Source organism: Arthrobacter ulcerisalmonis (assembly GCF_900609065.1).
Taxonomy (GTDB): domain Bacteria; phylum Actinomycetota; class Actinomycetes; order Actinomycetales; family Micrococcaceae; genus Arthrobacter; species Arthrobacter ulcerisalmonis.
The window spans coordinates 28681-46714 of the sequence record NZ_UXAU01000026.1 but is presented as its reverse complement, the minus strand read 5'-3'; the positions used below and the strand labels follow the sequence as shown (position 1 = coordinate 46714).

The following is an 18034-nucleotide window of genomic DNA, read 5'->3' as shown; positions in this document are numbered from 1 at the left end:
GGGCCGTCCTTCCTGTTGCGGTTCAGTCAGTGGCCGCGCGCGTGATGGACTCCCACAAGGAATCTACCCACGGCAGATCGGCGGGGTCTGGTGTTGCTGCACCGGGTTCGACGGCATCTGTGCCAGCTGGCAGATCGCTGCCAAAAACCCAGTAACCGGTTTCTCCCGGCATAACCATGTTAATGCGATCTCGGGCCTGCTGTTTCACATAGTTGGGATCCTGCCAGCGTGAGACTTGCTGGCGGAGTGCCGTTCCCTCCGCCTCACGTGCGGCGATATCGGCATTCAAGGCATCCAGTTCGGCTTTTTTGTCGAAGAAGATTTTTACGGTCGGGGCCAACATGATGGTGATCGCCACCATCACCACTGCCAGGGCAAGCATCCGGCCAGAGAAGGCCTTAGCCGGAATGGGCTGGTGCTCGGCATCGTCTCCCTGCCCAGCAGACCCGGCCGCGGCTTTGCTCCCCGACGCCTTGCCGGCACCAGCCTTCGGTGCTGTGGATGCCGCCGTCGGACGTTTGCCGGAACTGCCCGACGGCGCCCTGCCGGCGGAAGCCGACGCCCGGGAGGTCGAAGCGGACACCACAGGGATGCCGTCCGAGTCGTCGGTGGGCTCGCTGACGGATCCGGACGGGGGACCCGGTGGGGTGACCTTGGGAACTTTGGGTCGGCGGGTAGCCATGACACTCCTGAAACCGCGCAGCCTGCCGGGGCCGCCACTAGCTGGGCTGAAACGAGTCGCTGCTTAAGCAACAACGGTGGCTATGGTCTTTCAACCATAGCCACCGTTGAGGGTAATCCGCGGCTACTAGCCCTTGAAACGCGGGAAGGCGCTGCGGCCTGCGTAGCGTGCGGCGTCATCGAGTTCTTCTTCGATGCGCAGCAGCTGGTTGTACTTGGCCACACGCTCAGACCGGGCCGGCGCACCGGTCTTGATCTGGCCGGCGTTGGTGGCCACCGCGATGTCGGCGATGGTGGTGTCCTCGGTCTCGCCGGAGCGGTGCGAGGTGATGGTGGTGTAGCCGGCGCGCTGGGCCAGGGAAACGGCGTCCAGGGTTTCGGTCAGCGAACCGATCTGGTTCACCTTCACCAGCAGCGAGTTAGCGGTCTTGGTGTCGATGCCGCGCTGCAGGATGGCCGGGTTGGTGACGAAGAGGTCATCGCCCACCAGCTGGACCTTGTCGCCGATGGCGTCGGTGAGGATCTTCCAGCCATCCCAATCGTTCTCGTCCAGCGGGTCCTCGATGGAGACCAGCGGGTAGTCGGCAACGAGCTCGGCGTAGTAAGCGCTCATCTCGGCCGAGGTCAGGGCCTTGCCTTCGAACTGGTAGGCGCCGTCGGTGAAGAACTCGGAGGAGGCGACGTCCAAGGCCAGGGCGATGTCCTTGCCCGGGGTGTAGCCGGCGTTGGTGATGGCTTCCTGGATCAGGTCCAAGGCCGCCCGGTTGGAGGGCAGGTTCGGTGCGAAGCCGCCTTCGTCGCCCAGGCCGGTGGAGAGGCCCTTGGCCTGCAGCACTGACTTGAGGTTGTGGTAGACCTCAACGCCCCAGCGGAGGCCCTCGGAGAAGGTCTCGGCGCCGAGCGGAACGATCATGAATTCCTGGATGTCAACGTCCGAGTCGGCGTGCGAGCCACCGTTGAGGATGTTCATCAGCGGCACGGGCAGGACGTGCGCGTTGGGGCCGCCCAGGTACTTGTACAGCGGCAGGTCAGCAGAAGCTGCTGCGGCGTTGGCGACGGCGAGGGAGACGCCCAGGATGGCGTTGGCGCCCAGTTTGCCCTTGTTGGGCGTGCCATCCAGGTCCAGCATGGCCTGGTCGATGCTGCGCTGGTCGGTGGCGTCGAAGCCGGTCAGTGCCGGTGCGATCTGGTCGATGACTGCGTCAACGGCCTTCTGGACACCCTTGCCGAGGTAACGGCCCTTGTCGCCGTCACGGAGTTCAACGGCTTCGTGCTCGCCGGTGGATGCGCCCGAGGGTACTGCTGCGCGGCCGATCTGGCCGTCGGAGAGCAGAACTTCAACTTCTACTGTCGGGTTGCCGCGGGAATCGAGGATCTCGCGGGCGTGGATGGCATCGATAAGCGCCATGAATTTGCTCCTTTTGGGCGATTAACGGGGGGAATCTAGCTGAAAACTCGACGTACTCGTCGGGTCCCAGCCTAGTCGAGATGAGGCTTTGTTGCGGAAACTATCCAGCCCCCGGACGTCACGTCGCCGGGCCCGGGCCTGGCAGCTCCCGGCCAGCCGTCTGCTGCTGATAGCGACGCACAGCATCGCGGAGCGCGCGTTCGGCGTCGAAGCCTGCTGCGGCGGCGGAACGGACGACGGCGAACAGCGCCTCGCCGAGTTCGGCTTCCGTTTCCGGAGCGGGTGCGGCGGGCTGCGGGTCGTGTCCGGCGCGCACGGCCCGATCCAGGGATTTCTGTGCCTGCGCCAGGGCTGGCAACGCCTTGGGGATGCCGAGGAACGGGTCGGTGCGGGCCGGTTGTTCGGCCCGCTTGACCGCATCCCAGGTCTGGACGATCTCGTCGATGCTGGCCGGGAATTCGGTGTGCAGGGTACCGTCGGGACGAAAGACGTGGGGGTTCCGGCGGATCATCTTGGCACTCAGGCCGCGAGTCACGTCGTCGAACGTGAACTTGCCGCGCTCTTGGGCAAGCCGGGCGTGCAGGACCACCTGCAACAGGACGTCGCCCAACTCGCCCTTCAACTCGGCGTCGTCCGCTGCCGTTGGGTCGGCCCCGGCGTCGCCGGTTTCGATGGTTTCGGCCAGTTCGTAGGCCTCTTCCACCAGGTACTCCACCAGGGAGGCGTGGGTCAGCTGCGCCATCCACGGGCAATGCTCGCGAAGTGCCGCGATGACACTGACCAGCTCCGGCATGGCAGCCAGATGGTGTCCAGCCAGTTCGGTCTGCGCAGCTGACTCCGCTGGTGGGTTCCCAGCAGGGAACCCACCAGCGGTGTTGGCTGTATCAGCCAAGTTCGGCGTAGACGTCGTTAATGTACTCCACCAGCGCTTCCTTCTCTTCCAGCGGCAGGAAGGATGCTTCGGCAGCGTTGAGGGTCAACTCGAGCAGGTCGTCGAGGTCGTAGTCGAAGGTCTCCACCAAAAGATCGAATTCGTCGGTGAGGGTGACGCCGCTCATCAGCCGGTTGTCGGTGTTGATGGTGACGTTGAAGCCCAGCTGGTACAGCATGTCCAGCGGGTGGCTGTCGATCCCCTCGCCGAAGCCGGCGATGGCGCCGGTCTGCAGGTTGGAGGAGGGGCAGATTTCCAAGGCGATCCCGCGGTCGCGGACCCAGCTGGCAAGATCGCCCAGAGTAACCAGGCCGATGGTGTCCTCGGCCTCGCCTTCAGCGTCCTCGTCGAACTCCACCATGATGTCCTCGGCGATCCGGACGCCGTGGCCAAGGCGCAGTGCACGGCCGTCAACGAGTGCTGACTGGATGCTCTCCAGGCCTGCTGCCTCGCCGGCGTGGACCGTTGCGGGGAAGTTGTTTTCGGCCAGGTAGGTGAAGGCCTCCTTGAACCGGGACGGCAGGAAGCCGTCTTCGGCCCCGGCGATGTCGAACCCGACGGCGCCACGGTTGCGGTGCCGGACGGCAAGTTCGGCAATCTCCTGGCCGCGCTCTGCATGCCGCATGGCTGTGATGAGCTGGCCGACCTGGATCTCGCGGCCGGTCTCGCCAACCGCTTCAACGCCGGCTTCAAGTCCCTCCTGGACTGCCTCGACGGCTTCGTCGAGGGACAGCCCCTGCTGAAGGTGCTGCTCGGGTGCCCAACGCACCTCGCCATACACCACGCCGTCGTCCGCCAGGTCTTCAACGAATTCCTTGGCGACGCGGAACAGGCCTTCGGCGGTCTGCATCACGGCAACAGTGTGGTCAAACGTCTCAAGGTAGCGGACCAGCGACCCGGAATCGGCGGACTCCCGGAACCACTCCCCCAGTGCCACCGGATCGGTGGAGGGCAAGGTGTGGCCGGCGGCTTGTGCCAGCTCGATGATGGTGGCGGGACGAAGCCCGCCGTCCAGATGGTCGTGCAGGGAAACCTTGGGCAGGCTCTTCAGGTCGAAGTCGATGGCAGGGGCAGCGTCAAGAATAGGCTCAGTCACCGTTCCACCATAGGGTGGCTGGGCAACCAATGCCAGCAGCTACCCGGCCGAGCCGTCACCCGGAGTGGGCGCCAGGACGTTCGTTGATCCGCCGAACGGACCCTGGGTGTCATCCTTGCCGTCCGTGGGCGCATCGTTGCGGGCCAGGCGTTTGTGCCACCACCGGAGGATGTGGTCAATCACAATGCCGAGGACCACAGCGAACACGATCGCGATGCCCACACCCAGCAGCGGGTTGTGGTGCACCCACTGGCCTGCCAGGAGCCCCACACCAATGGAGTAGCCAACCCAGGTGAGGCAGGCAAAGGCGTCCAACCAGAAGAAGGTGCGGTGCCGGAAGCCTGTCTGGCCCGCGACGTAGTTCACCGCAACCCGGCCCCACGGAATGTAGCGGGCCGTGAAGATGAGCACCGCCCCGCGCTTGTCGAGTTCGTATTGGGCCCAGGCAAACATCTTCTGCACCTTGGGCCGGCGCATCCATTTCCAGCGGTCCAGGCCAATTTTCTTGCCCAGCATGTAGGCCATGTTGTCGCCAGCCATGGCACCTACCAGGGCAGTGGCGCCGAGGATCCACAGGTTGGGCTGGCCCGTGTGGAGCGACAGCGCCGACAGGCCAACAATGGCGGTCTCGCTGGGGAGGATGGTGGCGAAGCCATCCACGAAGAAAAAGACCAGGAGCACGGGATAAATCCACGGCTGCTCGGCTGCGTGCTCGAGCATTTGGTTAAGGAAATCCACGCGGGCAGTGCTCCTATAGGACAGTCACCGGAGATGGTGACGGACATCGCTTTTAAGTGTCCCACGGCCAGGGCGTCGTTCGCTACGCCCCGGCCCCGGAACACCTGTTCCACGCTATCCCGGGTTGACCAGCCACGTCGTCGTCCCGGCGGGTGATATCCATCCCCCGGTTTTGTCCACCCAGGGGGTGAGTCCCCCGCCCTCGGGTGGGAGTGGATAAGCTGGGCTCACTCTGACAGGGGCGCATACACGCCGCATCCAACGAGGAACGTGGGGGTCAGCGCCTATCCCAAGGACATCGACTGGTGCGACGACACCGGCCGGAACAACCGGGCACAGGGGGGCCCAACCAGCCTCAGCCTCGTCTCATGCGCCATGCCTGCCCAACCGATTACCGTCCTGCCCTAGTACAGATTCGTGAGAGCAGCCGCGGCGGAGCTACGGATTGCGCATCCGCTCCACCATGGGCGGCCGGCGGCGGAGCCGGTTGATGCCGAAGTCCACCAGCACGCCCAACGCCACCGCGCAGACAATGGCGATCGCAGCCCCCAACAGGTGGTTGTCCTCAAACCACTGGCCGAAGAACAGCCCAATGCCCACCGAATAGGCACCCCAGAGGGTGGCAGACAACGCGGTCAGACCTACAAAGCGGAGGTGGTGGAAGTGGGTCACGCCCGCCGTCAGGTTGACCGCCACCCGGCCGATGGGCACGAACCGCGCCACCAGTACCAGCGACGCGGGGCGCTTGCGGAGCTCACCGCCAGCCCAGGTGAAGGCCGTCTGCATCCGGTGGCCCCGCATCCACGACCACCGATCGAGCCCCACCTTGCGGCCGATCAGGTAGGCGATGTTGTCGCCAATGAAGGCACCCAGAGCAGCCACCAGCATTAACAACCAGGCGTTCGGTACTGCCGCCGACGCGGACACAGCAGCGAGACCCACCACCACCGATTCGCTGGGAATGGGCGGGAAGAAGCCATCAATAACACAGCAGGCGAAGACCAGGATCAGGACCCACGGTTGTCCGGCTGCGGCAAGGATGAAGTCGTTGATGGCCTGCATGGATCCCTACGCGATGCGGTCGATGATCAGTTGCTGGGCGGGCCGGGAGCCCGCCGGGGCAATGGTGACAGCGTCGGCCAAAGCTTCCTTGGCGCGGTCGAACCGCTCCGGGGTGTCGGTGAGTAGCGTCATCAGCGGCTCTCCGGCACGCACGACGGCGCCGGGCTTGGCGTGCAGGCGCACACCGGCACCTGCCTGCACCACGTCCTCTTTGCGGGCCCGGCCAGCGCCGAGCCGCCAAGCAGCGACGCCCACGGACAAAGCATCCAACTCGACCAAGACGCCGTCGGCCGGGGCCAGGATGACCTCAGATTCGCGGGCCTGGGGCAGCGCCGCGTCGGGGTCCCCGCCTTGGGCGCGGATCATCCGTTTCCAAACATCCATGGCACGGCCGTCCTTGAGTGCTGCTGCCGGATCAGCGTCCCGCACGCCAGCGCAGGCAAGCATCTCCTCGGCCAGCCGCACGGTCAACTCCACCACGTCCGCCGGGCCGCCACCGGCCAAGACCTCCACGGACTCTTCCACCTCGATGGCGTTGCCGGCCGTGAGGCCCAAGGGCGTGTCCATATTGGTGAGCAAAGCGACCGTATTGACGCCGGCGTCCTTGCCCAGGGCCACCATGGTCTCGGCGAGTTCGCGGGCTGCAGCGGCATCTTTCATGAAGGCACCACTGCCCACCTTCACGTCCAGCACCAGTGACCCGGTGCCCTCGGCGATCTTCTTGCTCATGATCGAGGAGGCAATCAGCGGAATCGCTTCCACCGTCCCGGTGACGTCCCGGAGGGCGTACAGCTTCTTGTCGGCCGGAGCCAGGCCCGCGCCCGCGGCGCAGATCACGGCCCCCACGTCCTGGAGCTGGGCCATCATCTCGGCGTTGCTCAGGTCTGCCCGCCAGCCCGGAATGGCCTCGAGCTTGTCCAGCGTCCCGCCGGTGTGCCCCAGTCCGCGTCCCGAAAGCTGCGGCACCGCCACCCCGAAAACCGCCACCAACGGCGCCAACGGGAGCGTGATTTTGTCTCCCACGCCTCCGGTGGAGTGCTTGTCGGTGGTGTACTTCAAGCCGCCGTCGGGCCTAGTCAGGCTGGAGAAGTCCATCCGTTCCCCGGAGGCGATCATGGCGGCAGTCCAGCGTGCAATCTCGGTCCGGTCCATCCCGTTGAGCAGGATGGCCATGTTCAGCGCAGCCATCTGTTCGTCCGCGATGACGCCGCGGGTGTAGGCGTCAATGGTCCAGTCGATCTGTTCCGGGCTCAAGGTTCCCTTGTCCCGCTTGACGCGGATGATGTCCACCGCGTCGAAAGCTTCAGCCATGCTCACCGAGTCTCCTCCAAATGTTCTGGACCAAAGGCATCAGGAAGAACCTGGTCCATGGTTTTAACGCCGCGGGTGGTCATTAGTTCCATGTCCGGTCCGCGGAATTCGTACAGCAGCTGCCGGCACCGCCCGCACGGCATCAGCACGTTGCCGGCCCCGTCCACGCAATAAAAGGCCCGCAGGAGCCCGCCGCCACTCATGTGCAGGTTGCCTACCAGCGCGCACTCGGCGCAGAGCGTGAGTCCGTAGCTGGCGTTCTCAACGTTGCAGCCACTCACGATCCGGCCATCCACGGTGAGCGCAGCTGCGCCCACCGGGAAGGACGAATACGGCGCGTAGGCGTTCTGCATTGCCGAAACGGCGGCAGCCTCCAGAGCTGCCCAATCAACCTCGACGCCGTCCACGGGCGTCAACCCTTGACGTACGGGATACCGCTGGCTGCGGGTCCCCTCGATTTGCCCACCAGCCCGGCCACGGCCAGGACCGTCACCAGATATGGCAACATGGCCATGAACTGGCTGGGCACGGGAGTTCCGATGATGGTCACGATGCTCTGCAGGTTATCCGCGAAGCCGAACAGCAACGCCGCAAAGAAGGCGCCGATCGGGTTCCAGCGGCCAAAGATCAACGCTGCCAGAGCGATGAAGCCGCGGCCGCCGGAGATCTCCTTGGTGAAGCTGTCAATGGCCACCAGCGTGAAGAAGGAACCACCAATACCCGCCACAGCACCGCCAAGCGTCACGTTCCAGAACCGGGTGGCGTTGACGTTGATGCCCATCGTGTCGGCGGCCTGCGGGTGCTCGCCCACGGCACGGACCCTGAGGCCCCAGCGGGTCTTGAACAGGCCAATCCAGACGAGGGCGACGGCGGCATACATCAGGTAGCCCACGATCGACTGGCGGAACAGGATGGGACCGATGATGGGAATGCTGGACAGGACCGGGATTTCGATGACGCTCAGGCCCGGCGGGGAGTTGAATTGGGCCTTGTTGGCCTGCATGACAGTGCTGAACAGGAAGCCTGTCACACCGGAAACCAGCACGTTGAGAACCACACCCACAATGATCTGGTTGACCACATACTTGATGCTGAAAACGGCAAGCACAATGGAGACGACAGCACCGGCGGCGGCGGCGGCAAGCAAGCCAATGAAGGGGTTCTGGGTGATGGTCGCAACGATGGCGGCAGTGAAAGCGCCACCCAACAGCTGGCCCTCGATGGCAATGTTCACCACGCCCACACGTTCACACAAGACACCGGACAGCGAACCGAAAACCAGTGGGACGGCGAGCGTCACCGAGCCGGCGATCAGGCCAGCCAGCGAAATGGACGGGGTCCGGGCACCGCCCACAACCCAGATCAGGAACGCTGCGACGAAGAGGACGATGAACACGATGTTGACCCAGCCTGGGGCGGGCCGGTCCTTCGTTTTCAAGTAGATGGCGTAGCCGGCGAGGCCAAGGAGCAGAACGGACAGCACCAGGCCACCGGCGAAGGCGTTCACCTGCAACGCTGGCAGTTGAAAGAAGTCGCTCCCGGTGGAGATCCCGAAGCTGGCCGTTTCCTGCGGGCCCATGAAGCCAAAGAAGACCAGCGCAATGAGGGCAAAGGCAGCCAGCAACACCGGCGTCCGCCAGCTCACCGGCTTTGCCGACACAGCGGCCACGGACCCTGCCAGCTCTGGCGTTCCAGGTTGCGGCGTTTCCGGTTTGGGCGAAGAAATTGTTGCGCTCATGCTGCACCTCCGGTGGTGGCTGCCTGCCGGGTCGAGGCCTTACGGGCTGGCTTCTTCTTACGTGGGTTCAGGCCAAAGATGGCGCGGACCAGGGGCGGTGCCGCGATGAAGAGGACGATCAGTGACTGCACCACCAGGACAATGTCGATGGGCGTGCCTGTCTGAATCTGCATTTGCACGGCCCCGGCGCGGAAGGCACCGAAGAGCAGGCCTGCCGCAAACGTCCCCCATGGTGACGACCGTCCCAGCAGGGCAACGGTGATGGCATCGAATCCGTAGGTGGCCGCCACCCCATCGGTCAGGACCTTTTCGGTACCGGCTACCTGGGCGACACCGGAGAGCCCAGCCAGGCCACCGGCAATCGCCATCACCATGATGGTGGCCCGGGAAACCTTGATGCCAGCGGTCTGTGCTGCCTTCGGGTTGGCGCCCACGGCGCGGAATTCAAAGCCCACCGTGGAACGGTTGAGGAGCCACCACACCAGGACGGTGGCGGCAATGGCCAGCACAAAGCCGAGGTGGAGCCGGAACTGGCCGCCCAGGATCTGCGGGTAGATGGCGCTGGGGTCCAGAATGGGCGAAATGGGGTTGGTCTCCCCCGGCCGTTGGAACGCAGGCGTGTTCAGGAGGTAGCGCAGGAAGTACAGCGCGATGTAGTTGAACATGATGGTCAGGATCACCTCATGCGCGCCCGTCCTTGCTTTGAGGAGGCCTACCAGGCCGCCCCAGATGGCGCCGCCGAGGACGCCTGCAACAACCACCAGCAGCAGGTGCAGCCCTAGTGGCAGGTGCCAGGCGAAGCCAACCCATGCTGCCAGGATGCCGGACATGATGATCTGGCCCTGCGCACCGATGTTGAACAGGCCAGCGCGGAATGCCAAGGCTACGCCCAGGCCTGCCGTGATGAGTGGCGTGGCGATGGTGAGCGTCTCGGTGAACGGCGCGAACTGCGCCGCCGCGGTAGACCCACGCGGGTTGAAGACTGAGCCTTGGAACAAGGCGATGTAGGAGCGCGTGGCGGCGTTCCAGACCGCGGCCAGGAAGTCAGCGGGGCGAGCGAACAGGTACGACGCCGTAGCGGCCACCTGCTTATCCGTACTGGCAATGAGCAGGCCACCGATGATCAGGGCAAGCAGGACTGCCAGGACTGACACAACGCCGCTGCCCGTGAAGATTTTGCGGAGCACCGTATCGGATCCGCCGGGCAGCTGCCCGCTCTGCGCGCTGGCCGGGACCGCTGAGGGCTCCATGGCCCCGCCTGCGGTGTCGACGGCGGCGAGGACAGCGTTCTCATCCTTCGCCGCGGTCGCGTGGCCGGTACTGCCGGTGCTGTCAGGTGCGGCAGGTTGCGCATCCGGTTCACTGTCGGCCGCGTGTTTGGGGGTGTTGTTCTCAGACATTGTCGCCTCCTTCGGCGTCGGCGGTGGCGGGTTCCGCGGTGGCAGCGGCTGGCGGTCCAGCGGTTGTAGGCGCTGGGTCGGCGGCGGCAGGGTGCTCGTCCGGGGCGATCCCGGCCATCATCAGGCCCAGAACGTCCCGTCCGGTGCCTGCGGGGACAATCCCCACCAGCTTGCCCTTGTAGAGGACGGCAATCCTGTCGGCAAGCTCCATCACCTCGTCGAGCTCGGTGGAAACGATCATCACCGGCGTGCCCTGGTCCCGCTCGGCGACGATGCGCCGATGCAGGAACTCGATGGACCCCACGTCCACACCGCGGGTGGGCTGGGACGCGATGAAAAGCCGGAGCGGGCGGGAGAGCTCGCGGGCCATCACCACCTTCTGCTGGTTGCCACCTGACAGGGTGCCGGCAGCGGCGGCGGCGGTCGGAGTTCGAACGTCGAACTCGCCAATCCGGGCTTTGGCGTTCTCCATGACTTTTGCCGGGCTCATGCTGATGCCCTTGGCGTAAGGCGGCTTGTCGTAGAGGTCCAGGACCAGGTTTTCGGCCACGGAGAAGGTCCCTACCAGTCCGTCCACCTTGCGGTCTTCGGGGACGAAGCCCACACCGGCGCCCAAGACGTCTTTGACGGATCGGCCGAGCAGTTCCTTGCCGTCCAGGGTGATGGAGCCGGTGACCCGGTCCTGCAGGCCAAGGATGGCCTCGGTGAGTTCTGTCTGGCCGTTGCCCTGGACTCCGGCCACGGCAAGGATTTCACCGCGGGCAATGTCGAAGCTGAGTCCGTCCACCATGTGCTGGCCGTTGGGGGCGATCACGGTGAGGTCGCTGACCACGAAGGTGGTGTCGCCGGGAACGGCAGGAGCCTTGTCAAGGGTGAGGCTCACGGCGCGGCCCACCATCATCGAGGCCAACTCGGTGGTGGAGGCGGCCGGATCTGCGGTACCCACCACCTTTCCGCGCCGGATGACCGTGATGGTGTCCGAGACCGCTTTAACTTCGCGCAGCTTGTGCGAGATGAAGACGATCGAGGTACCACTCGATTTGAGTTGGCGCATGATGTCCAACAGTTCGTCGGTTTCCTGCGGCGTGAGCACGGCGGTGGGTTCATCCAGGATGAGCACCTTGGCGTTGCGGACCAACGCCTTGATGATCTCCACGCGCTGCTGCACGCCCACGGGGAGGTCTTCCACCATGGCATCGGGGTCCACATCGAAACCGTACTGATCGGAGATCTCACGGATCTTCCGGCGGGTCTCGTCCAGGTTGAGGAAGCCGCCGGGCTTGGTGGGCTCGGCGCCCAACGCTACGTTCTCGGCCACGGTGAACACGGGGACCAGCATGAAGTGCTGGTGGACCATGCCGATGCCCGCGGCCATGGCATCGCCCGGTCCGCGGAAGGCAACCGGCTTGTCGTCTACCAGGATCTCGCCGTCGCTGGGTTCATAGAGTCCGTACAGGACGTTCATGAGGGTGGATTTTCCGGCTCCGTTTTCACCGAGCAGGCAGTGGATTTGCCCTGGTTCGACCACCACGTCGATGTGGTCGTTGGCGACCAGGGTGCCAAATCTTTTGGTGATTCCTCTGAGTTCAAGTTTCAAAACTCTGACCAATCTCGAAGCGTCCGGAGGTTTCCCGGACGGGATATGTGGCTGCAGGTCCCAGCCTAGTGGGTACGGTCCTGCGATGGGTTGGCGGCTGGCTACTTTTGGCAGCCAGCAAAAACGCCACCGCCCGGCCAGTCATTGACCAACCGGGGGTGGCGCTTTCAGCGGGGAATCAGGCCTTGGGGCTGGACTCGGAAACCACCTTGAGCTTGCCGTCCACAATGTCCTTCTGGATCTGGGTCAGCTCCGACTTCAGGTCGGCGGGGACCTGGGAGTCGAAGTCGTGGAACGGAGCCAACCGGACGCCGTCGTTCGCCAGGGTCCCAACGTACGGGGTGTTCACGAACTTGCCGTCCTTGTCATCCTTGATGACGGTCTCCACGGCCTCACCCATCTGCTTCATGACGGAGGAGAGCATGATGTCCTTGTACTCCGGAGCGGTAAGGAAGCCATCCGAGTCAACCCAGATCAGCTTGACGTCCTTGCCGGCAGCCTTGGCCTCGGCCATGGCTGCGCCTGCACCCTTGCCCACAGGACCGGCAACGGGCATCACGATGTCCGCGCCCTGATCCAGGAAGTTCTGCGTCAGCTGCTTGCCGACGTCCTGCTTCTCGAAGTCACCGGTGAAGCTGCCGTCCTTGGCATCCTTGTTCCAGCCAAGGAGCTTGACGTTCTTGCCCTTTTGCTCGTTGTAGTACTTGATGCCGTCGGCGTAGCCGTCCATGAAGATGGTGACGGTGGGGATCTTGATGCCGCCGAAGGTGGCAACCGTGCCTGTCTTGGTGGTGCCGGCAGCCAGGTAGCCGGCCAGGAACGCGGCCTGGGCGGTGTCGTAGATGATGGGCTTGACGTTGGCGATTGCGGGATCGTAGCCGAAGTCAATGATGGCGAAGTGGCTGTTCGGGTTGGCCTCTGCCTGTGCTTTGGTGGCGTCGCCCAGGAGGAAGCCCACCGTCAGGGTGAGGTTGCAACCGGCGCTGACCATGGCGCGCAGGTTGGGATCGAAGTCGTTGTTGGACTTGGATTCGACCTGGTTGACCTTGATACCCAGGTCCTTTTCAGCCTTCTTCAAGCCTTCATAGGAAGACTGGTTGAAAGACTGGTCATCGAATCCACCGGAGTCGGAAACGATGCAGCCGGTGTAGTCGGAGGCGCCGGCGCTCGAACCGCTGCCAGCTTCGGGTGCTGCGCCACAGGCGGACAGCAGGAGCACGGACGCACTCAGGGTGGCGACGCCCGCCATTGAACCGCGCTTGAAGTTTGCACGCAGTGATTTCTTCAATTTTCCTCCAGGATGAAGAGAGATGCGCTACGGCTCGAATTCAATGAGTGTCCGTTTCTGCACTGAAATTCTGTTTTCACTGACGGCTCGCAGCACTGCGCCGGAGCGCACTGATGCCAATACTTTAGTGGCCTGCGCCACGTCCGCGTAGCACAGCAGGTCCTGATCCTGCAGATTGTTTACAAGTTGTTACCAACCAGTAAGGGCGCCACCCAAAGGTGGCGCCCTTACTGAGAGCTTGCCGGAGGCGTCGGAAGCCTAGAGGCGGACCAACATCTTGCCCGTGTTGGCCCCGTCGAGGAGGTCCATGAACGCCTGCGGGGCGTTGGCCAGTCCGTCGACGATCGTCTCGTCGTAGCTGATGGAACCGTCGGCGAGCCAAGCTGCTGCCTTCGCCATAAACTCGTCCTTAAGGTTCCAGTAGCCGCCCACCAGGAATCCACGCAGCGTGAGTTGCTTGCCGATCGCCAGCATCAAGTTCCGCGGCGCCGGCGTAGGTTCGGTGGAATTGTACTGGGCGATGGCGCCGCACATGGCGACCCGGCCACCCACATTCAGCACGGATAGGGCTGCTTCGAGGTGCTCTCCACCAACGTTATCGAAGTAGACGTCGACGCCTTCGGAACCTGCTGCTTTTTCGAGCTGCTCCAGAACGGGTCCGTCGTTGTAGTTGAAGGCAGCGTCGAAGCCGAGCTCCAGCAGCCGCGCTACTTTCTCCGGGCTGCCGGCGGAGCCAATAACCCTGGAAGCACCCATGGCCTTGGCGATCTGGCCCACCAGCGAGCCCACGGCCCCGGCTGCGCCGGAGACGAAGACGGCGTCGCCGGCCTTGAATTCGGCTACCTTGAGCAAGCCTGCGTAGGCGGTCAGGCCTGTCATTCCCAAGGCGCCCAGGAAAGCAGATTCCGGGGCGATTTCGGGGCGCACCACGGCGCTGGTGGCAGCGTCGACTACCGCGTACTCACGCCAGCCGAGCGAATGCAGCACCGTCTCCCCCACAGTCCGGTCAGCTGCTCGGGACGCGATGACTTCGCCCACTGCGCCACCGTCGAGCGCCTGGTCCACGGCGAACGGCGCTGAGTAGGACTTGACGTCATTCATACGGCCCCGCATGTAGGGGTCTACCGACATAAAGTTGTTGCGGACCAAAATCTGGCCCTCCTGCAGTTCAGGCAGGCTCGACTCCGCCAAACGAAAGTTCTCCGGCACGGGCCGGCCTACGGGACGCGAGGCGAGCTGGATTTCGCGAGTGCTGACCGGGAGGGTTGCGGCGCTCATGCTGCGAACTCCAGCACCTTGAGGTCCACCGTGATGTTGCCGCGGGTGGCATTCGAGTAGGGGCAGACCTGGTGCGCCTTGGCAACCAGGCTTTCCGCCGTGGCAAGATCCAGGGCTGGCAGGGCTACTTCCAGCTCCACGGCGAGGCCGAAGCCACCGTCAGGCAGTTGGCCCAGGTGGACCTTGGCGGCAACAGCGGACTCGGTGAGGTCGGCACGCTCCTTGCGGCCCACCAGGCGCAGCGCGGAGTGGAAGCAGGCTGCGTACCCGGCGGCAAACAGCTGCTCTGGGTTGGTGCCTTCGCCGCTGCCACCCAGTTCCACGGGGCTGGCCAGGGCAACCTCGAGCTTGCCGTCATTGGTTTTGGCGTTGCCATCGCGTCCTTCGCCGGTGGCGAGTGCTTCTGCGGTGTAAAGAGTCTTCACAGGAATATCCGTTCTGTTGAATTCTGCTGAATCGTGAAAATTTTTGGGCTGCGGTTCAGACAGCGGCGTGCAGCGCGGCCGTCAGTTTCGCCAGGGTGCTGCGCAGCTGATTTAGCTCAGGCTCCGTCAGTCCGGCCGCCTCCGCCAGCCGCCGCGGAATGGCATTTGCCTTGGCGCTGAGCTGGTGGCCGGCAGGCGTCAGGTGGACGGCGACGCGGCGCTCGTCTTCCCCCGTCCGACGGCGCTCCACCAGTCCCAACGCCTCGAGCCGCTTGAGAAGGGGCGAAAGGGTGCCGGAGTCCAGCCCCAGCTCGATGCCGAGTTCCTTGACCCCGCGGGGCTGCTCTTCCCACAACACCAACATGACCAGGTATTGGGGATAGGTCAGGCCCAGGTCCTCAAGGACCGGACGGTACACGGCAGTGGCGGCCCGAGAGGCTGAGTAGAGGGCAAAGCAGACCTGGCGGTCAAGGCGGGGTGTTTCGGTCATGAAATAACTGTAGCCCACAATTCAATTGTGCACAACTTAGAGCGATCAGGGCTCGATCTGCCGAGTCCGGCCAGCCCCTAGACGTCCCGGATGGCTCGCAACGCAGCAGCGGTGAGCACCCGAATGCCCATGCTCAAGGCACGCTCGTCAAGGATGTAGTCGCCGCGGTGAAGATCGTATTCTTCGCCGCCCGGCGTCTTGGTACCCAGCCGCATCATGGCGCCAGGGATCTCCGCCAGGAACCAGGCGAAGTCTTCGCCGCCCATGGACTGCGGCGTGAGGACCACCGCGTTTTCCCCGATCTCGGCGCGGGCGGAGGCTTCGATGATGGCCGTTTCGTGCTCGGAGTTGACCACTGGCGGGACACCGCGGGTGTGCTCAAGCCGAACATCCACGCCGTACGGGGCTGCCACCTGATGGACCACCTCGTCCAAGAGTTCTCCGGCCGCGTGCCACGCTTCCCGATCCAGGCAGCGCATGGTGCCCGCCATGTAACCGGTGCCGGGAATGGCGTTGGGTGCCGAACCTGCCGAGATCTGCCCCCAGACCACCGAGACGCCGCTGCGGACATCAACCCGGCGCGACAGTACCGCGGGAACGTTGACGGCGATCTGGGCCAGAGCGAAAACAAGGTCCTCGGTGAGATGCGGCCGGGACGTGTGGCCGCCACGACCGGACAGTTCAATCCGGATGGTGTCCGACGCCGAGGTGATGGCACCGATGCGGGTCCCAATCTTGCCCACCTCGATGCGTGGATCGCAGTGCAGCGCCAGGATGCGGGGCACGCCCTCAAGGACGCCCTGGTCGATGCAGGCATGCGCGCCGCCCGGCATGGTTTCCTCTGCGGGTTGGAAGATCAGCCTGACCGTTGCCCCCAACGGAGCCTGCTCGTGCATGCGCTGCAGGACCAGGGCAATGCCCAGCATGGTGGTGGTGTGGACGTCGTGGCCGCAGGCGTGGGTGACACCGTGGTTCTTCGACGCGAAAACAAGGCCGGTGTCCTCGATGATCGGCAACGCGTCAATGTCCCCGCGCAGGGCGGTAGCGATAGGCCCCTCCCCCACGTCAACTGTGAGCCCAGTGCCGTCGAGCCGTCGCGGGGTGAGCCCGGCCGCTTCCAGTCGCGCGGCCAGCCGATCAGTGGTCCTGAATTCCTGGAACGAAAGTTCCGGGTGTGCGTGCAGGTCGCGGCGGAACTCGAGGAGCTCTGGCAGAAGCGGCTCCAGCCAGGGAGCAACTAAAGCGGTGGGTTCGGCCTCGGTAGTGTAATTGCGCACTGGTTCACTCTAGCGAGGGTCACCGCGAAGCGGGCATCACAGACGCCGCGTTACAACACGTCAGTGTCGCCGCTGGCCTTGAGGGCATCCACGGCAGCCTTGACCCGCTGCGAATTGGCCATGGTGGTCACCAGCAACGCGTCAGGGGTGTCCACGATGACCACATCCTGAATGCCTATCAGGGCGATCACGCGTTTGGTGTCCGTCACCACCACTCCGCTGGAGTTTTCAGTGAAGACGCGAGCGCCTTCACCGAGCACCGTGACGTCATCTACTTCGCGGGCTGAGTTCAGCCGGCCCACCGAGGCGAAGTCGCCCACGTCGTCCCAACGGAAGGCACCGGGCACAACAGCAACGTCGCCGGCAGCCGCCGCGGGCTCAGCCACGGCGTAGTCAATGGCGATCTTGGGCAGGGTGGGCCACACCCTGGCCGTCACGGCGTCGCGCTCGGGAGTGTCCCAAGCGCGGGCGATCTCCTGCAAACCCTTGAACAGTTCGGGCTGGTTGGTTTCCAGGTGCGACAGCATCAAGGCCACGGGCGCCACGAACATTCCGGCGTTCCAGACGTACTCGCCGCTGTCGAGGTACTGCTGGGCCACCTCTTCATTGGGCTTCTCCACGAACTCCACCACGGCCTGCGCGCTAGGGGCGCCAGCAATTCCCAGGCCAGCCCCCGACCTGATGTAGCCGAAACCGGTGGACGGATGCGTGGGCTTGATGCCGATGGTCACGATCTTGCCGGCAGCAGCCGTATAGATGGCCTCACGGACCGCTTCGTGGAACAAGGCATCCGGGCTGATCACCTGGTCCGCGGCAAAGGAACCCATGATGGTTTCGGGGTCCCGTTCATACAGGATGGCGGCCGCGAGCCCAATGGCAGCGCCGGAATCCTTGGGCTCGGACTCCAGCACCAGGTCTGAATCCTGGAGTTCGGGCAACTGCCGGCAGACGGCGTCTCGGTGGGCCTGCCCCGTGACGACCAGGACACGGCTGCCAGCCAGTGGCTGCAGCCGGTCGTAGGTGGCACGGAGCAGTGTGCTGCCGGAACCGGTGAGGTCGTGCAGGAATTTGGGAGCTGCGGCTCGTGACAGGGGCCAGAGGCGGGTCCCCACTCCGCCTGCCGGAATTACCGCAATGAAGCGCTCAAGGGGTGATTCCGGGCTTGTCACTGTGTCTTTACTCATCAGGGCCTACTTTAGCCTGTCGAGCCCTGCGCAACTGAATGCTGGTCCGGAGCGTCCCGGCGAGGCACAGCCTTCCAGTTTAGGGATAGAAATGTGGGCTTGGTCTCAGAAAATCCTGGAATCCGCGCCA

Annotated in this window: 17 protein-coding genes; all 17 read right to left on the bottom strand. The window is 64.4% G+C overall.

Annotation, left to right across the window (positions count from 1 at the left end; all coding sequences use genetic code 11):
• Positions 1-22 precede the first annotated feature (22 nt).
• The 17 genes from PSET11_RS09625 to PSET11_RS09545 all read right to left on the bottom strand — a co-directional run bounded on the left by PSET11_RS09625 (position 23) and on the right by PSET11_RS09545 (position 17904).
• On the bottom strand, positions 23-682 hold the full coding sequence (locus PSET11_RS09625) for an FtsB family cell division protein (RefSeq protein ID WP_124091887.1): 660 nt from the start codon (positions 680-682) through the stop codon (positions 23-25).
• A gap of 126 nt (positions 683-808) precedes the next feature.
• Positions 809-2089 (bottom strand): phosphopyruvate hydratase, encoded by a 1281-nt coding sequence (eno, locus tag PSET11_RS09620; protein WP_124091886.1) that lies wholly within the window; start codon positions 2087-2089, stop codon positions 809-811.
• 118 nt (positions 2090-2207) lie between these two features.
• On the bottom strand, positions 2208-2831 hold the full coding sequence (locus PSET11_RS09615) for a MazG nucleotide pyrophosphohydrolase domain-containing protein (protein WP_124091976.1): 624 nt from the start codon (positions 2829-2831) through the stop codon (positions 2208-2210).
• A 142-nt stretch (positions 2832-2973) separates the two neighbouring features.
• The gene (locus PSET11_RS09610) at positions 2974-4116 is read right to left on the bottom strand and encodes an adenosine deaminase (protein WP_124091885.1); all 1143 of its coding nucleotides are present in this window, start codon (positions 4114-4116) and stop codon (positions 2974-2976) included.
• A 39-nt stretch (positions 4117-4155) separates the two neighbouring features.
• Positions 4156-4836 carry a DedA family protein gene (locus tag PSET11_RS09605; protein WP_377947039.1) on the bottom strand — a complete coding sequence of 227 codons (681 nt, stop codon included), beginning with the start codon at positions 4834-4836 and terminating at the stop codon, positions 4156-4158.
• Between the two features lie 456 nt (positions 4837-5292).
• Positions 5293-5916, bottom strand: a complete 624-nt coding sequence (locus PSET11_RS09600; RefSeq protein ID WP_124091883.1) for a DedA family protein — start codon at positions 5914-5916, stop codon at positions 5293-5295.
• Positions 5917-5922: 6 nt separating this feature from the next.
• Positions 5923-7227 (bottom strand): thymidine phosphorylase, encoded by a 1305-nt coding sequence (locus tag PSET11_RS09595; protein WP_124091882.1) that lies wholly within the window; start codon positions 7225-7227, stop codon positions 5923-5925.
• A 2-nt stretch (positions 7228-7229) separates the two neighbouring features.
• A complete protein-coding gene (locus PSET11_RS09590) occupies positions 7230-7634 on the bottom strand; it encodes a cytidine deaminase (protein WP_124091881.1) in 405 nt (134 codons plus the stop codon).
• 5 nt (positions 7635-7639) lie between these two features.
• Positions 7640-8965: an ABC transporter permease gene (locus PSET11_RS09585; RefSeq protein WP_124091880.1), complete on the bottom strand. Its 1326-nt coding sequence runs from the start codon at positions 8963-8965 to the stop codon at positions 7640-7642.
• A complete protein-coding gene (locus tag PSET11_RS09580) occupies positions 8962-10365 on the bottom strand; it encodes an ABC transporter permease (protein ID WP_124091879.1) in 1404 nt (467 codons plus the stop codon). The genes PSET11_RS09585 and PSET11_RS09580 overlap by 4 nt, the downstream gene beginning before the upstream one ends.
• A complete protein-coding gene (locus PSET11_RS09575) occupies positions 10358-11962 on the bottom strand; it encodes an ABC transporter ATP-binding protein (protein ID WP_124091878.1) in 1605 nt (534 codons plus the stop codon). The genes PSET11_RS09580 and PSET11_RS09575 overlap by 8 nt, the downstream gene beginning before the upstream one ends.
• A 178-nt stretch (positions 11963-12140) precedes the next feature.
• Positions 12141-13250 carry a BMP family lipoprotein gene (locus tag PSET11_RS09570; protein WP_415502163.1) on the bottom strand — a complete coding sequence of 370 codons (1110 nt, stop codon included), beginning with the start codon at positions 13248-13250 and terminating at the stop codon, positions 12141-12143.
• A gap of 258 nt (positions 13251-13508) precedes the next feature.
• Positions 13509-14528, bottom strand: a complete 1020-nt coding sequence (locus tag PSET11_RS09565; RefSeq protein ID WP_124091877.1) for an NADP-dependent oxidoreductase — start codon at positions 14526-14528, stop codon at positions 13509-13511.
• Positions 14525-14953, bottom strand: coding sequence for an organic hydroperoxide resistance protein (locus PSET11_RS09560; protein WP_124091876.1), 429 nt, complete (start codon positions 14951-14953; stop codon positions 14525-14527). Before PSET11_RS09560 ends, PSET11_RS09565 begins: the two co-directional genes overlap by 4 nt.
• A gap of 55 nt (positions 14954-15008) precedes the next feature.
• Complete coding sequence (locus PSET11_RS09555; protein WP_124091875.1) at positions 15009-15443, bottom strand: MarR family winged helix-turn-helix transcriptional regulator; 435 nt, start codon at positions 15441-15443, stop codon at positions 15009-15011.
• A 77-nt stretch (positions 15444-15520) separates the two neighbouring features.
• The gene (locus PSET11_RS09550; RefSeq protein ID WP_124091874.1) at positions 15521-16720 is read right to left on the bottom strand and encodes an amidohydrolase; all 1200 of its coding nucleotides are present in this window, start codon (positions 16718-16720) and stop codon (positions 15521-15523) included.
• Positions 16721-16770: 50 nt separating this feature from the next.
• The gene (locus PSET11_RS09545) at positions 16771-17904 is read right to left on the bottom strand and encodes a mannose-1-phosphate guanylyltransferase (RefSeq protein ID WP_124091873.1); all 1134 of its coding nucleotides are present in this window, start codon (positions 17902-17904) and stop codon (positions 16771-16773) included.
• Between the last annotated feature and the right edge of the window lie 130 nt (positions 17905-18034).

Bases quoted from the DNA above. Each gene is read 5' to 3' on its own strand.
- PSET11_RS09625 (WP_124091887.1), bottom strand. From the start codon at position 682: ATGGCTACCCGCCGACCCAAAGTTCCCAAGGTCACCCCACCGGGTCCC.
- eno (WP_124091886.1), bottom strand. From the start codon at position 2,089: ATGGCGCTTATCGATGCCATCCACGCCCGCGAGATCCTCGATTCCCGC.
- PSET11_RS09615 (WP_124091976.1), bottom strand. From the start codon at position 2,831: ATGGCGCAGCTGACCCACGCCTCCCTGGTGGAGTACCTGGTGGAAGAG.
- PSET11_RS09605 (WP_377947039.1), bottom strand. From the start codon at position 4,836: ATGCTCGAGCACGCAGCCGAGCAGCCGTGGATTTATCCCGTGCTCCTG.
- PSET11_RS09600 (WP_124091883.1), bottom strand. From the start codon at position 5,916: ATGCAGGCCATCAACGACTTCATCCTTGCCGCAGCCGGACAACCGTGG.
- PSET11_RS09595 (WP_124091882.1), bottom strand. From the start codon at position 7,227: ATGGCTGAAGCTTTCGACGCGGTGGACATCATCCGCGTCAAGCGGGAC.
- PSET11_RS09585 (WP_124091880.1), bottom strand. From the start codon at position 8,965: ATGAGCGCAACAATTTCTTCGCCCAAACCGGAAACGCCGCAACCTGGA.
- PSET11_RS09580 (WP_124091879.1), bottom strand. From the start codon at position 10,365: ATGTCTGAGAACAACACCCCCAAACACGCGGCCGACAGTGAACCGGAT.
- PSET11_RS09565 (WP_124091877.1), bottom strand. From the start codon at position 14,528: ATGAGCGCCGCAACCCTCCCGGTCAGCACTCGCGAAATCCAGCTCGCC.
- PSET11_RS09555 (WP_124091875.1), bottom strand. From the start codon at position 15,443: ATGACCGAAACACCCCGCCTTGACCGCCAGGTCTGCTTTGCCCTCTAC.
- PSET11_RS09545 (WP_124091873.1), bottom strand. From the start codon at position 17,904: ATGAGTAAAGACACAGTGACAAGCCCGGAATCACCCCTTGAGCGCTTC.